The sequence below is a fragment of the Rugosimonospora africana genome (assembly GCF_016862975.1).
GTDB classification, from domain to species: Bacteria; Actinomycetota; Actinomycetes; order Mycobacteriales; family Micromonosporaceae; genus Rugosimonospora; species Rugosimonospora africana.
This window is the reverse complement of record NZ_BONZ01000072.1, coordinates 1-14942: the sequence shown is the minus strand read 5'-3', so window position 1 is coordinate 14942 and position 14942 is coordinate 1. Positions and strand designations below refer to the sequence as shown.

Annotated in this window: 9 protein-coding genes; 6 read left to right on the top strand and 3 right to left on the bottom strand. The window is 72.1% G+C overall.

Going from position 1 to position 14942, the window contains the following annotated elements:
• Positions 1-102 precede the first annotated feature (102 nt).
• Positions 103-2583 (bottom strand): polysaccharide lyase family protein, encoded by a 2481-nt coding sequence (locus tag Raf01_RS34545; RefSeq protein WP_203922298.1) that lies wholly within the window; start codon positions 2581-2583, stop codon positions 103-105.
• 676 nt (positions 2584-3259) lie between these two features.
• On the opposite strand from Raf01_RS34545, the gene Raf01_RS34540 reads away from it, so the two are divergent.
• From Raf01_RS34540 to Raf01_RS34530, 3 genes are all read left to right on the top strand, one after another.
• Entirely contained in the window at positions 3260-4537 is a 1278-nt protein-coding gene (locus tag Raf01_RS34540) for a sensor histidine kinase (RefSeq protein WP_203922297.1), read from the top strand.
• Between the two features lie 134 nt (positions 4538-4671).
• Entirely contained in the window at positions 4672-5340 is a 669-nt protein-coding gene (locus tag Raf01_RS34535) for a response regulator (RefSeq protein ID WP_203922296.1), read from the top strand.
• Positions 5341-5587: 247 nt separating this feature from the next.
• The gene (locus Raf01_RS34530) at positions 5588-7840 is read left to right on the top strand and encodes an MMPL family transporter (RefSeq protein ID WP_203922295.1); all 2253 of its coding nucleotides are present in this window, start codon (positions 5588-5590) and stop codon (positions 7838-7840) included.
• Between the two features lie 97 nt (positions 7841-7937).
• Here Raf01_RS34530 and Raf01_RS34525 read toward each other — a convergent pair whose 3' ends face one another.
• The gene (locus Raf01_RS34525; protein ID WP_203922294.1) at positions 7938-8849 is read right to left on the bottom strand and encodes an NADP-dependent oxidoreductase; all 912 of its coding nucleotides are present in this window, start codon (positions 8847-8849) and stop codon (positions 7938-7940) included.
• 174 nt (positions 8850-9023) lie between these two features.
• The gene (locus tag Raf01_RS34520) at positions 9024-11846 is read right to left on the bottom strand and encodes a helix-turn-helix transcriptional regulator (RefSeq protein ID WP_203922293.1); all 2823 of its coding nucleotides are present in this window, start codon (positions 11844-11846) and stop codon (positions 9024-9026) included.
• Between the two features lie 185 nt (positions 11847-12031).
• On the opposite strand from Raf01_RS34520, the gene Raf01_RS34515 reads away from it, so the two are divergent.
• From Raf01_RS34515 to Raf01_RS34505, 3 genes are all read left to right on the top strand, one after another.
• The gene (locus Raf01_RS34515) at positions 12032-13168 is read left to right on the top strand and encodes a hypothetical protein (RefSeq protein ID WP_203922292.1); all 1137 of its coding nucleotides are present in this window, start codon (positions 12032-12034) and stop codon (positions 13166-13168) included.
• 25 nt (positions 13169-13193) lie between these two features.
• Positions 13194-14033 carry an SAM-dependent methyltransferase gene (locus Raf01_RS34510; RefSeq protein WP_203922291.1) on the top strand — a complete coding sequence of 280 codons (840 nt, stop codon included), beginning with the start codon at positions 13194-13196 and terminating at the stop codon, positions 14031-14033.
• 156 nt (positions 14034-14189) lie between these two features.
• On the top strand, positions 14190-14708 hold the full coding sequence (locus tag Raf01_RS34505; RefSeq protein ID WP_203922290.1) for a 2'-5' RNA ligase family protein: 519 nt from the start codon (positions 14190-14192) through the stop codon (positions 14706-14708).
• Positions 14709-14942 lie beyond the last annotated feature (234 nt).

Below are 14942 nucleotides of genomic sequence, written 5' to 3'. Positions count from 1 at the left end.
GGGCACGGGTGGCGGGGTTGGTTACCGCCAGGCTGTTACTTCCAGGGCGCGCTTACTGCCGGCCGCTGTTACTTCCAGGGCGTGGCTACTTCCAGGGCGCGGTCACTTCCAGGGCGCGGTCACGTCGGTGCTGACCCGGCCGCCGTTCGCGGTCACCGTCACCACGACGCCGAGACCGAGACCGAGCAGCGTGCCGGTGGCGTCGACGGTCAGGTCGGCGGTCGCGGACCCGCCGGGCGGGATGCTGCCGATCACCGGCACCGGGAACTTGTTCGGGTCATGGCCGGTGACGGCGGGCGGCGCGGCGAGGTGGTCACGCAGCCCGGTACGCCAGGCCACCGCGTCGAGCCGGACGTCGTTGGCGGCGCCCTTGCCATGGTTGCGGACGGTCAGCCGCCAGCTCGCGGTGCGGCCCGAGTGCGAGGTCAGCACGGCGGTACCGGACAGCTTCGCGGCCGGTGGCGCGGTGTCCTCGTCGACTTCCAGCAGCAGGGTGTCCCAGCCGAGACCGTTGCCGCCGGGCGCCCCGGCGCCGCGGGTCAGCGTGACCGTGTTCGCCCCGACGACCAGGGCGCTGGCCGGGAAGCTGAGCACGGCCAGCCGCGGGAATCCGCTGCGGTCGGCCTGCCGGCCGATAGTGGAGTCGTTGTTGCTGGGTAGCGAACCGGTGATCACGGTGGTGTCGCCGTTGATGGCCACCGTCGGCGGGCTCCCGGACTGCAGCGCGGTCGACACGGTCAGGTACGCGGTGCCGGTGTACGCGCGATCCAACGTGAAGGAGGTGGTCCAGGTGCCGCCCTGGGTCTGCGCGTAGTACCAGTCGGTCGGCTCCCAGCTCTCCCCCACGGTGAAGGTGAGGTCCCCGGGCACCTGGGCCGGCTTCTCGTACGCGCGGGGCTCCGAGTGCACCGGCGACTTGGTGGCGAGCGCGAACTCACCGGTGGTGCGGTCGGCCCTGCCGATCTGCCAGAGGAACGTGGTGCGGTTGGTCGGCGCCCAGGTGATGGTGCCGAGATCCTGCTTCCTGCCACCGACCGTGATGCCGGTCTGCTGGTACTGGTCGGTCACCGAACCCTTGCTGGCGAACGCGTACAGCGTGTACGTGCCCGGCTGGGTGGTGCCCGGCTGCCACGCGGGTGGGATGCCGGGCAGCGAGAAGTTGCCCTCGGCGTCGGTCTTCACGAAGTACGTCGGCTCATGGATGGTGTAGACGTCCGTGGCGACCTGCGTGGACAGCAGTACCCAGAACTCGTCGGCCGGACGGCCGTCGGCGAGCCTGAGCTTTCCGGTCACCGTGGTGCGCTGGGCCGGCGCCGGGTACAGCGGGTCGTCGATCCAGGACGAGCCGGCACGGTTCTCGCCGATCTCCGCCTTGGCGATCGCGGCCGCCTCGGCGATCAGCTGATCCGGGCGCGACGGCGAGCCCGTCGTCACGTAGGTGAACCACGGCCCGTAGAGCCGGCGGTACCCGGCGTCGAGGTGGTAGCTCGGCAGGCCGTAGTGGTTGGCGCCGAAGTAGTTGAGGATCAGGGCGTCCTGGTGGATCGCCAGATCCTGGTGCTGCGGACCGACACCGTAGAACGCGCACAGGGTGTCTTCGGTGACCCCGCCCAGCGGCGTCAGCCACGCGCCGAATCCGTTGCCGTAGTGGCCGAACATCGGGTTCTCGTGGTGGTACAGGCTCCAGTTGTACTTCGTGTAGACGGTACCCGCCGGGAGGTTGCCGGCGTTGCTGTCCGGCGACGGGAGGTCAGGGTTGTTGACGCCGTCGATCTGCCAGGTCTCGTCGCCGACTCGGGTCTGCGTGGCCAGGTACGCGTAGGTCGGCTGTTGCCCGCCGCCGCGCTCCCAGTTGTAGGCGTGGTCGAAGATGGCGCGATCCCACCTGGCGTTCATCCGGACCTCGTTGATGGACGTGGTCGCCGCCGCGGTCAGGATGTCGTACCCGTACAGTCCGCGCTTGCCCCGGCGCATGACGAGGTGGTGCTCGTGCTGCAGCGGAGTGCTGGTGTTGTCGACGAACGCGACCTCGGCGAGGTCGGCCGTGTTGCGCAGGACCCGCACCTCGGTGCAGACCAGGCGGGTCGCACCGCCCCCGGCGTCGATGTAGAACGAGTGCTGCCGGTCCGGGTCGCGCGGTTCCACGCCGTTGAGGTTGTGGGCGAGTTCGGTGCCGTCGACGACGATGGACGTCGCGGTGATCGAGGTGTTGGTCCAGCCGGTGACCACGCCCCCGGCCGCGTCGTCACGGCCGAAGGTGAATGTGATCAGGCCGTTGTCGAACACCAGTGAGTCGACCTGATCGGGGAACGCGTAGCTTCCGACCGCCGCGCTGGTGCCGTTGATCTGCAATTTGACGTCGTGCTCACCCAGTGGCGGGTGGGCCGGTGCGCTCGCGCCGGCCGGGGCGGTGTCCGGGGCGCCGTTCGGGCTGGTGTTCGTCGCGGTGTCCGGGGCGCCGTCCTGGGCGGTGTCCGGTGCGGCGGACGCTGCGCCGCTGCCGGCGACCACCGGAACGGCCGCGGCCGCTCCGAGGATTCCCAGTGCCGACCGCCGGGACACGACCCGTCTTTCGACTGCCATGGCCACTCCAATCGCGGTAGAACGCGCGGTTTGAGGCGGTGATTGAACCGTATCAATCACGACCGCTATGGACTGTAGACCAGCGCGGACAAGGAAAGGAAGAGAAGCCGTAAAGCTTGCAGAGCGTGGTTTTCCGGAAGAATTACAGGAAAGAATGTCGATGCGGATGTTCCACGCGGATCGGTGCGCGGCGCCGGCCACCAGACCAGCGGAAAGCGCATTCCATGGATCGTAGCCTACCGATGCGGCGCCCGGAGCGGGCAAGGGAGACGGCGGCGTCCCCGGCTTCAGCGCCGCCCGGACCGGCGACCGTCGGTGATGACCGGTTCGTCGCGATCCGGTCCGTCGCGATCCGGCTCGTCGCGATCCGGTCCGTCGTGATCCGTTTCAAGCCGGTGGTCCGTGCGGGTGGGCGGCCCGGTGCGCGCCTCGGCGCGGGCGGGGTGGCCTCGCGCAGGCCCCGCGGGCGAGTGGCCAGGCGCGGGCAGGGTGGCACATTGCGGGTGGATGGCCCAATCACGGGCGGGTCGCCCATTGCGGGCGAGTGGTCCGGCTCAGACGAGTAGCCCGGCGCGGGCGGGTTGCGGCGGCATCTCCCGCCGTACTCCCCCGGATGTATGCCGCCGCCTCCTGACGGGGGAGGTCGGCGCGACGCCGTGCGCCCTACGCTCGGATCGTGAGCGTCGACGGTGTGCGCGTGTGGCGGTGGTGGCGGCCACCGCAGCTGGTGGTCCACGTGCTGTACGGGTCCGCCGTGACGGCGCTGATCCTTCTCGGGTCGCTCGGCGAGTCGTACCCGACGAGTCCGGACCACGCGCTGCCGCCCGGTGCCCACCCCCCGCCCTGGCCGGCGTACCTGCTGGTCGTCGCGGCCGGGGTGGTGCTGGTGTGGCGCCACCGCTGGCAGGTCGAGGTCCTGGCGGCCACCGTCGTCCTGGTGTCGGCGTACTCCATGCTCGGGTACGTGTACGGCGCCGCGCTCATCGCGCCGGCGATCGCGCTCTACACCACGGTCTCGTACGGTGGCGTCCGCCGCGCCCTGCTGCTCGGCGCCGTGAGCATCGTGCTGCTCATGGTCGCCGGCGGCCCGCTCGGGCCGTGGCACACTATCGGCGGCCCGGCGACCGTGGTGCCGTTCGAGATGGCGGCGGCGGTGTGCCTCGGGCTGGCGGTGTCCAGCCGGCGGGCGTACATCGCGGCGATTCAGGACCGCGCCGAGCGGGCCGAACGCACCCGCGAGGAAGAGGCCCGCCGCCGGGTCGACGTGGAGCGGCTGCGCATCGCGCGTGAGCTGCACGACGTCGTGGCACACACGATGGCCACCATCAACGTGCAGGCGGCCGCGGCGGCGCACCTGCTCGTCGACCCGCCGCCGCAGGCGGCCGAGGCGATCGCCGCGATCCGTTCGGCCAGCAAAGAGGGGCTGCGCGAGCTGCGTACCATCCTGAACGTGCTGCGACAGGCCGACGAAGTGACCGGGACACAGCCGACACCCGGCCTGACCCACCTCGACGCGCTGATCGCCAGCAGCCGCCGGGCCGGCCTGCCGACCACGGTGCATACCGCCGGTACGCTGCCGGCGCTGCCCGCGGCGGTGGACCTCGCCGCGTACCGGATCATCCAGGAATCGTTGACGAACACCCTGCGCCACGCCGGGCCGGCCACCGCCACGGTCGAGCTGGCCGCCCGCGATGGCCGACTGTGCATCCACGTCGGCGACACCGGGGCCGGCACGGGCGCCACCGTGGCGGTGGCGAGCACCGGCACCGGCACCGGCACCGGAGCCACTCCCGCGGTGGCCGGCACGGGTGACGGCCACGGCCTCATCGGCATGCGCGAGCGCGCCGCGTCGGTGGGCGGTGTCCTGGTCGCCGGCCCGGCACCGGAACCGGGCGGCGGTTTCCACGTGCGTGCGGAATTGCCGTTCGACACGGTGAGCGCGGTATATGACTGAGCACAGCCGGAGCCGCCCTCTGGCGGAGGCGAGCACAGTCCCGAGTGTGAGGGCTGAGCACAGCCGGAGCCGCCCTCTGGCGGAGGCGAGCACAGTCCCCAACGTAATGACTGAGCGAAGCGGGAGGTCGTGACGTGATCCGGGTCGTGCTGGCCGACGACCAGGCCCTGATCCGGGCCGGGTTCCGGGTGCTGCTGTCCGATGTGGACGGCATCGAGGTGGCCGGTGAGGCCGCCGACGGCGGGCAGGCCGTCGACGTCGCCCGGCGCACCCGCGCGGACGTGGTGCTGATGGACATCCGGATGCCGGGTACGGACGGGCTGGAGGCCACCCGGCGCATCGCCGCGGACGACGACCTGGCCGGCGTACGCGTGCTGATCCTCACCACGTACGAGGCGGACGAGTACGTGTACCAGGCGCTCCAGTACGGAGCCAGCGGCTTCCTGGTCAAGGACACCGAACCGGAGGACCTGGTACAGGCGATCCGGGTGGTAGCCCGGGGCGACGCGCTGCTGTCACCCAGCATCACCCGCCGGCTGATCTCCGACATCGTGTCCCGGCCCCTGCGTCCGGTCACCCGTCCCGAGATCCTGGTCCGCCTCACCGACCGCGAGCGGGAGGTGCTGACCCAGGTGGCCGCCGGCCTGTCGAACGACGAGATCGCGGCGGTCCTGTACCTGAGCCCGTTGACGGTCAAGACGCACGTCAGCCGCATCATGACCAAGCTCACCGTGCGCGACCGCGCCCAGCTGGTCGTGCTCGCCTACGAGAGCGGACTGGTCACGCCCGGCGCCGCAAGCTGAGCCCGGAACCCGCAAGCTAAGCCCGGAACCCGCAAGCTAAGCCGAAACCGCCGGCTGAGCCCGAAACCCGCCGGCTGAGTCCGGAGACCGCCGGCGGGTATCAGGGATATCCCCTACTTCCGGCGGAGGCCATCCCACGCAGTACCGCGCCGGTCGAGTTCACCACTCGGGCAGGACGATTCCCGCCGCCGTACACGCGATCCTTCCAGCTGACGAGAGCTGACCGAGGACGACGCGAGGAGTGGCAATGAACGTTCCGACCCATCCCCCGATCGACAAGCACACGGCCGCCGGCGGAGGCAGTCGCACCGGACCCGGCCACACCGGGCCCAGCCGCACCGGGCCCGGCAGCGCGCTGGGCCGGCTGGCCCGGGTGTGCTACCGCCGGCGGTGGCTGGTGCTGCCGCTGTGGATCGTCGGCGCGGCCGCGGTGCTGTTCGTCGGGTTCCGGTTCGCCGCGGCGGCGGACAACGACTTCAGCGGCGGCGGCAGCGGTTCCGGCCGGGCGCAGGCCGTCCTTGAGCAACACTTCCCGGGGGAGACCGGCGACACCCTCACGCTGGCCGTACGGGCCGACGCGGGCGTGCGCGATCCGTCGGTACGGCCCCGGGTGCAGGCCATGCTGGACCGGCTCGGGCAGGCGCCCGACCTGAGTGTGGCCGGCTCGCCGTACGACGTACCCGGTCAGATCTCCACGGACGGCAGGACCGCGTTTGCCACGGTGCGCTCCACCCAGACCGAGATTCCGGTCAGCACCACGGAGGACCTGATGGCGGCGGCACGCTCGGCCAGCGGGCAGGGCGTCACGTTCGCGCTCGGCGGCGATTCCGTCACGACGGTGGAGACGCCGTACGGCGGGCCGTCCGAAGGGTTCGGCGCGCTGGCCGCGATGATCGTCATCCTGATCAGCTTCGGCTCCCTGCTGGCCATGGGGCTGCCCCTGCTGACCGCGCTGTTCGGCATCGGCACCGGGCTGGCCGGCGTGGAACTGCTCGGCCACCTGTTGCCTGCCCCGTCGTTCACTCCGGTCGTGTCGTCGCTGATCGGGTTGGGTGTCGGCATCGACTATGCGCTGTTCATCGTCACCCGGTACCGGGAGAGCCTGCACGACGGCGCCGATCCCGAAGAGGCGACGGTCACCGCGATCTCGACGGCGGGGCGGTCGGTGCTGTTCGCCGGTAGCACCGTGGTCATCGCGATGATGGGCCTGTTCGTGATGCAGCAGAAGCTGCTCAACGCGACCGCCGTGGCCGCCTCGGTGACCGTACTGATGACGATGGTCACCGCTATCACGCTGCTGCCCGCGCTGCTCGGCTTCACCGGCCGCAACATCGACCGGCTGCGCCTGCCGTACCTGGGCCGGACCGCGACGAGGAGCCCGCTGGCCGAGCGCTGGGCCCGGACCATTCAGCGCCGGCCGATCACCGGGTTGGTCGTCGGTGCGGTGGTGATGCTGACCCTGGCCGTGCCGGCGCTGTCGATGCGGCTCAGCTTCGAGGATTCGAGTACCGCGCCGCACACCACCATGGCGTACACGTCGCACCGGCTGCTCAGCCAGGGGTTCGGCGCGGGGTACGACGCGCCGTTGGTCGTGGTCGCCGACCTGCCGGCCGGCGGGGCGGCGGCTGGAAACGGGGCGAACCCGGGCGGCGGGTCCGACCAGCCCGACCGGTCGGCGCTCGCACCGGTCGCGCGGGCGGTGGCCGGTACCGCGGGCGTCGCGGCGGTCACTCCGGTGCGGACGAGTACCGACGGGCAGGCGGCCGAGTTCATCGCGTTCCCCGCCACCGGTACCCAGGACGCGGCCACCCCGGCGCTGGTGCACCGGCTCCGCGACACGGTCATCCCGCGAGCCTCCGCCGGTACCGGACTACGGGTCTACGTGGGCGGCCCGAACGCGGGCATCATCGACTTCGCCGACGCCGTCAGCACCCGGCTGCCGTGGCTGGTCGCGGTGGTCATCGGCCTGTCCCTGCTCCTGCTGCTGGTCCTGGTCCGGTCGGTGGTCATCGCGGTCAAGGCGGCACTGATGACGCTGCTGTCCACCGGCGCCGCGTACGGCGTGCTCACCGCGGTCGTGCAGTGGGGCTGGCTGGGCCACGTGCTGGGCTTCCCGCAAGGCATGCCGATCACGACCTGGGTGCCGCTGTTCATCTTCCCGATCCTGTTCGGGCTGTCCACCGACTACGAGGTGTTCCTCATCTCGCGCATCCGTGAGGAGTACGACGCCGGACACAGCACGGCGGAGGCGGTCGCCCGCGGGCTGTCACACACCGCGCGGGTCATCACCGCCGCGGCCGCCATCATGGTGCTCGTCTTCCTGACCGTGCTGCTGGGCAACGACATGGCCGTCAAGCAGTTCGGGCTCGGCCTGGCCGTCGCGGTGCTGCTGGACGCCACGGTGGTGCGGATGGTTCTGGTACCGGCCCTGATGGAGTTGCTCGGCGCCGCCAACTGGTGGCTGCCCCGCTGGTTGGCCCGGCTCCTCCCGTCGGCCTGAGCGACTCGGCCTGAGCGACTCGGCCTGAGCGACCAGTCCTGCACTACGACGGTTCTGCACTACGACCGGTTCTGCACTACCGCCGGTCCTGCACGCACTACGGCAGCAGCACGATCTTCCCTGCCGCGCCGGCCGTGGCCCGCCGATGCCCCTCGGCGGCCTCGGCCAGCGGCAGGGTCGCCGCCACCCGGGAACGCAGCCGCCCGGCGGCCGCCTCGCGCAGCAGCGCGGCCAGCACCTCCGGGTCCGGGTGGACCATGACGACCTCCTGGCGGATGGCGCGCGCCGATTCCAGCGGCGGGGTTGGCCGGGTGGTTACCACTGTGCCGCCGTTCACGAGCGGTACCGCCGCCAGCGGGCCGATCGGCACGGCGTCCAGCACGGCGCGGGTCGGGCCCGCCGCCGCGAGGTCGACGTCGCGTGGCAGCACGGCGTCCGGCCCCAGGCTGCGTACCCACTCATCGCCGCGGCTGCCGGCCAGGGCCAGCACCCGGTGCCCGGCGGCCACGGCCAACTGCACCGCGAACCCGCCGACGCCGCCGCTGGCGCCGGTGACCAGCAGTGTGGTGGGCTCGGGCAGGGTCAGCAGGTCGAGCGCCTGGCAGGCGGTGAGCCCGTTGAGCGGTACCGTGGCCGCCGCCACGTCGTCGAGGCCGTCGGGGATCGGCGCGAGCCAGTCCGGGTCGGCCGCGACCAGTTCGGCGTACCCGCCGGGCCGACCCCGGGTGGCGAACCACGGGATGAGCCCGGCGACCCGGTCACCGGGCCGGTACCCGGATTCCGTCCCATCGACCGCGACCACCTCGCCGGCGATGTCCCAACCGGGTACGACCGGCAGCGCGAGAGGCGGCCCGGGCAGCTGTCCGGTGCGCGCGGCGTGATCGGCCGGGTTGACCGTGGCCGCCCGTACCCGCACCAGCACCTGCCCCGGTCCGGGGACCGGATCCGGCTGCTCGACGACCCGCAGCACCTCGGGCCCGCCCAGTTCGGTCACCACTACCGCTCGCATGACCTCTCCTCCCACGCGGCCAACCCGCCGCTCAGAATGCCGGGCCGAGGGATGCCGGCCCCAGGGATGCCCGCTCCAGGATGCCGCAGCCGCCCCTGCCGCGGTGTCCCGGGCCCGCGCCTTGGGATGAAGCCGCGCCTTGAGATGAAGCGGTGCGCCGCAGCGTCGTGGGTTTCACGCGTCGAGGACGGCCGACAGCTCCTCAACCGACGTGACATCCAGCTTGCGGTACGCGTTGTTGCGGTGGCTCTCGACCGTGCGCGGCGAGAGCACCAGCCGCTCGGCGATCTGCCTGTTGGTCAGCCCCTCCCGGACCAGGCGAAGGATCTGCTCCTCTCGGCGGGTCAGCGCCGCGTGCCGCCGCGCCGCCGCCAACCCCGGGGTGCTCGCGCCCTCACACGCGGGTACCAGCCGGGTGACGTGGCCCGCGGCGAGCGCGGCGGGGCCGGTGCGGCCGACCCGCCGGTACTCCTCCGCGGCGCGGGCCCACGCCTCGGCGGCGACCAGCATCATCCCGGCGTCCTCGAATGCCCGGGCCGCGTCGGCCAGCCCGCCTGGTTCCCGCACGGCACCCGCCCTGGCGAACCGCACCGCGGCTGCGATCAGCGGCCCGTCGATGCGCGGCGCGAGCGCGCCCAGGCGGTCGGCCACGTCGTCGCCGGGGTCGATCCGGGCCGCGTCCAGCAGCGCCTGCATCTGGGCGACCCGGAAGCCGGCGGCGCCGATCTCGTCGGCCGCGGCCAGCGCCAGGTCCCGAGCCCGGGCCAGGTCGCCACGCGCCACCTCGAGCCACGGCCGGGCCAGCAGCCGCTGGGTCAGCGGAATGTCGGCCGCCAGCACGTCGTCGGCGCGGTCCAGCGCGTCCTGTGCCCGGCGCGGGTCGCCGGCGAGCGCGTACGCGGTGGCCAGATCGCACAGGCACCAGGCCAGACCGTACGGGCCGAGCAGAGTGGGGTGCTCGGCAAGCAGGTGCGTCGCTTCGACAAGCCCCTCGGCCGCGGTGACGACGGCGCCCCGCTGGAGGGCCATGCTGCCGCCGGCCAGCGCCCACATGCCCCGGGCCGGTTCGTTTCCGGTGGACAGCGCCTGCCGGTACCGCTCGCTGACCTGCTCCGCGTGCTCGACCAGCCGGCCGGTCGTCACGTACGCGATGCTGGCGGTCAGCTCGATCAGGTCGAGGGCCGGTGACGACGGCTCGCCGAGGCGGGTGGCGAGCTGGCACGCGTACTCGGCGGCGTCGATGGTGTCCCGGCCCCGTCCCTGCACGGCCAGGGCCGGCACCGCGGTGAGCAGCGCGGCCAGTACCGCCCGGTCGCCGGTGTCCGGATGGGTCAGCAGCCGCGCCGCCTCGTCGAGCGCACCGGCCGGCTCGCCGCGCAGCAGCCGTGCCTGGGCGTGCAGCGCGTCGAGTTCGTCGCGCAGGCCGGCGTCGTGCGCCCCGCCCGCGACGGACGGACGGGTGCCCGCGATGGTCGCCGCGATGGTCGCCGCGGCGGCGCGCGGCCGGCCGTACCCGTGCAGCAGGATGGTCGCCCGGTGCAGGGCGAGCTGGCCTTGGTCCCAGCTGTCGGCGGCGGCTTTCTTGTCGGCGGCTCCCCTGTCGCCGGCTTCGTCGTCGTCGACTTCGTTGTCGGCGGCTTCGTCGACTTCGTTGTCAGCGGCTTCGTCGTCGTCGGCTTCGTCGTTCTCGGCTTCGGTGTTCTCGGCTTCGGTGTTCTCGGCTTCGGTGTCGACGGACAGTCCGGCCAGGATCTGCTCCGCCTCGTCGACCCGTCCGAGGTTGTGCAGGGCCGCCGCGGCGGCCAGGTGCCCGCGCAGGCCGGCACCGACCGCGACCGCGGCGACAGCCAGCCGCCCGGCGGTCGCGTGGTCGTAGCCCGCGGCGGCCCGATCCGCGGCGGACAGCAGGACCTCGGGCGACAGGTGGTCGCCCACGTCGCTGCGCCAGAGCACCAGCCGCAGCAGGTCGTCCTGCCGGCGCGCGCCGGTCGCGTCGAGCCGGTCGGCGAGCTGTCGCTGGATGGCCCGCAGCCGGGCCGGTGGCAGCTCGGCGCGCAGGACGTCCGCGTACAGCGGATGTGCCAGCGCCGCGCTGACCCGGCGGCCGTCGACCCGCTCGACGACCAGCCCGGTGCCTTCCGCGGCGGACAGGTACTCCGGTGAGGTGAGGGATTCGAGCATGGCCACACCGAGCGGCTGCGCCACGGCCAGGATCTCGGCGACCTCGCGGACGCCCGCCGACAACTGGCCGATCCGCAGGTTCACCACGTCGCGCAGGCGGCGGCTGGCGGTCAGAGGTCCGTCGAGCCGCCAGCGCCCGCCGTCCTGGCGCAGCGCACCGGTCTGTTGCGCGGCGGTCAGCAGTTCGCGCAGCATCAGCGGACTGCCCTGGCTGAGCTGCCAGAGCCGTTCGTCCAGCGCCGGATCCCGGGGCCCGGGAAGCGATGCGGCGAGCAGGGCGACGACGCTGTCCCGACGCAGCGGCCGCAGGTCGGCCCGTACGCCCTGGGGCACGGCGCACAGCGCGGCCACCGGCGCGGGAACGGGGCGGTCCGCGCAGGTGGTGGCGGCAACCGTGATGGCGCCGGTGGCGGCCAGGAAATGCACCAGCGCGGCCGAGGCATCGTCGAGGAAGTGCGCGTCGTCCACGACCAGCAGGATGGGTTGACCGCCCGACGCGTCCACGGTCGCCTGCCGTACCCGCCGGAACAACGAACCGTGGTCGTCCGGGGTCGACACCGCGGTCTGATCGTGCAGCAGCGCGGTCAGCGCCACCAGTGGCAGATCGGCCAGCCAGGGCGCGGTCACCGCTCGGATCACCTGCCAGCCGCGCTGCTCGGCGTTCCGGCTCAGCTCGTCGACCAGCCGGGTCCGGCCGGAGCCGGTCGGCCCGTCGATGACCAGTGCCCGCGGCCGCGAGTCCAACGCGGTCAGCAGCCGCCGCAGGTCCGCGTCGCGTTCTCCTAGCGGCCATTGCGCGTCCGCGCCCACCTGCATGCCCAATCACCCCGTGTACCTCGTGGTACCCGGGGATTCTTCCATCGACCCCGGCTCCCCTCCGTAGTCCCCACCGGTTCGCGCGAAGTTACGTAGTGGGCACCGGATGCCGGGAGTGATCTCCTCCCGAAGACTCGGCGGATATCCCGCACCGCTCGTTGCAAGAATTCCTAAGGAGAACCACGATGCCCCGCCGGATCGCCACCCCACTGCTCGCCGCCTGCCTGGCCTGCGTCCTGGCCTGCGTCCTGGCCTGCGTCCAGGCCGGGTGCGGCTCGACAGCGGCCGGGGGCGCCCACCCGGTGCGCAAGACCGCCGCACACCCCGTGCCGGCCAGCCCATCGCCGAGCGACCCGGGGTTCACGGGCCGGCACCTGCTCATCGCTGTGGAGTGCGACCACGATTCCGTCGACGTCATCGGTATCGACCCGGACAGCGGCGACACCGTCACCCGGCGGACCTTCGACGCGCCGCCGGTGCCCGACCGGGAGGCGTGCGGCGACTCGGTACTGACCCGCCAGCTGTTCGACCGGGACTACGAACGGATGGCGGTGCAGATCCACGACGAGCAGAACGACGCCGACCACGTCGGGTACGTGGACGCGTCCGGCAAGCTGCACGATCTGACCGGCGACCCGGGCAGCGGCTTCTCCGACAAGCAGCCGCACGAGACCAACCCGGTATTCGACCGGGTGGACAACCAGATCTGGTTCCTCGGGGCATACGACGGCGACCAGGCGGTGGCCTCACGGGACGCGACCACCGGGGCGCTGACCGACCGGGGCACGCTGCCCGAGCGGTACGGCCTGTTCGTGTACCAGGGCACGCAGCACGCGACCGACTTCTCGCTGTGGAATGCCACGTGGATCGCCAACCAGTCGGAGACCGCGATCGTGTCCCCCGGAGTGGACGCGACCGGGCAGACCATCGAAGTCAAAGCGCTCGTCGGCGGGCGGGACACCGAACCGACCGTGAACCTCCCCGACGCCGCCTCGGGGTGCGGGCCGCTCGGCTGGGTCGACGACCACACCGTGCTCTGCCGGGAGGCCGATTATTCGACGCCGCGCGCGCGGACCAGCAACTTCTACACCATCACGTTGAGCGCCGACTTCAGCAGGGTCACCTCGGTCGGCAAGCGAATCCTGCCGGACAACGACCGGAACAACAACTTCGTAGCCATCGCGAACGACGGCAGCGAAATGATCTTCGAGGCCGACCGCGGTGACACGTCGGACTTCTACCGGGTGAAGCTGCAGCCCGGTTCCACGCCCGCGCCGACGGCGGCGATCCCCACCGATTACAGCATCCTCGAATGGCGGTAGTCCGCGGGTGGCAGGATGTTCGGGCATGGACCCCGTGCAGTGGACCGGCAGCATCGACCCCGAGGTGCCCAGCGCGGCCCGCATGTACGATTTCTTCCTCGGCGGCATGCACAATTTCGAGGCCGACCGGGAAGCGGCGCGCCGGGTGATCGAGGCGATGCCGGACGCACCGATGATCGCCCGGGTCAACCGGTCGTTCCTGCGCCGGGCGGTGCGGTTCCTCGTCGCCCGCGGGATTCGCCAGTTCCTCGACGTCGGCTCCGGCGTGCCCACCGTCGGCAATGTGCACGAGGTCGCCCAGGGTCTCGACCGGGACGCCCGGGTCGTCTACGTGGACATCGACCCGGTCGCCGTCACCCATGCCGCGCAGATCCTGGCGGGCAACGACCGGGCCACCGCCGTCGTGGCCGACCTGCGTGAGCCGGCCGAGCTGCTCAACCTGCTGGACCATCCGCAGCGCCGCGCGGTGCTGGATCTGAGCCGTCCGGTCGGGCTGCTGCTGGTGTCCATGCTTCACTTCGTACCCGGTGAGCCGGCGCACCGCGCCGTGACCGGGTTGAAGGACGCGCTCGCCCCGGGCAGCTATTTGGTCATCTCGCACCCGGTCAGCGAGGGGGTCGACGCACAGACCGCCGGCAGGGTGCAGGGCGTGTACCAGCGGACCGCGACCCCGGGCGCGCTGCGCACTCGGGCCGAGGTGGAGCGGTTCTTCGACGGGTTCGCGCTCGTCCCGCCCGGACTCGTGTGGACGCCGCAGTGGCAGCCGGACGACGATGTCGCCGAGGCCGACCTCGGGGCCGCGGACCCGCGCCGGGTCGGCATGCTGGCCGGCGTCGGCCGCAAGCCCGACGAGGGCATGGCCTGACCGTCCGGTCCCCCGCTGCCTGACGTTCCCTCGCAGATCCGGCATGTCCGTCCGCCGACCCGACGGATCGCCGCGCACCACAGACCACCAGCCACCACGGATCGCCGCACGACGGATCGCCGGGCACCGCGGATCGCGGGGCACTACGGTGTCCTGGTGGTCGCCGCACTCGAGCTGTACCTGGACACCGACGCGACGCGCCGGATCCGGGCACTGTGGAATGCCCTCGAAGCCGAGGGCATTCCCACGCTCGCCGGGTTGCACGGCGGCCGGCACCGGCCGCACGTGTCCCTGGCCGCGGCGCCCCGGCTCGCGCCCGATGCCGTGGCGGAGGCGCTGCGGGATCTCGATGTCGGGCGCGGGCTGACCCTGGATCTCGACTTTGCCGGCCAGTTCGTGGGGCGCGTGCTGTGGCTGGGTGTCACGCCCACCGCCGACCTGCTCGCCCACCACCGCTCGGTACACGAGCGGCTGGCCACCCGGGGTGTCGAGGTCTGGGAGCACTATCGGCCCGAACGGTGGGTGCCGCACTGCACGGTGTCGCTCCGGGTACCCAACACTCAACTGGCCCAGGCAATCCGCAGGTGCCTGGAAATCCTGCCGGTACGCGCGACGGTCACCGGTGCGGCCGTCACTGACCATGCCAACGACATCGCACACCCGCTCGGGCTCTGACCCACGCCGGCAGGAAACGGCGATAGTCGCGGTCGTACAGCGGTAGTTGTGATCGTCCAGGTTTACTCGCGTCGGTGGTAGTTGTTCCGGCGAGGTTTTTGTTCCGCGTCGATATATGGGGGTGGGATGAATTCGGGTAGACCGTCGATGGCGATCCTGACCTGCCACTGGCCCTGATGAATCACGCGGTGATGAAATCCGCACAGGAGCACTGCGTTGCTCAGGTTGGTCGGA

Coding starts and splice junctions, on each gene's coding strand:
- Raf01_RS34545 (WP_203922298.1), bottom strand. CDS start 2,583: ATGGCAGTCGAAAGACGGGTCGTGTCCCGGCGGTCGGCACTGGGAATC.
- Raf01_RS34530 (WP_203922295.1), top strand. CDS start 5,588: ATGAACGTTCCGACCCATCCCCCGATCGACAAGCACACGGCCGCCGGC.
- Raf01_RS34525 (WP_203922294.1), bottom strand. CDS start 8,849: ATGCGAGCGGTAGTGGTGACCGAACTGGGCGGGCCCGAGGTGCTGCGG.
- Raf01_RS34520 (WP_203922293.1), bottom strand. CDS start 11,846: ATGCAGGTGGGCGCGGACGCGCAATGGCCGCTAGGAGAACGCGACGCG.
- Raf01_RS34515 (WP_203922292.1), top strand. CDS start 12,032: ATGCCCCGCCGGATCGCCACCCCACTGCTCGCCGCCTGCCTGGCCTGC.
- Raf01_RS34510 (WP_203922291.1), top strand. CDS start 13,194: ATGGACCCCGTGCAGTGGACCGGCAGCATCGACCCCGAGGTGCCCAGC.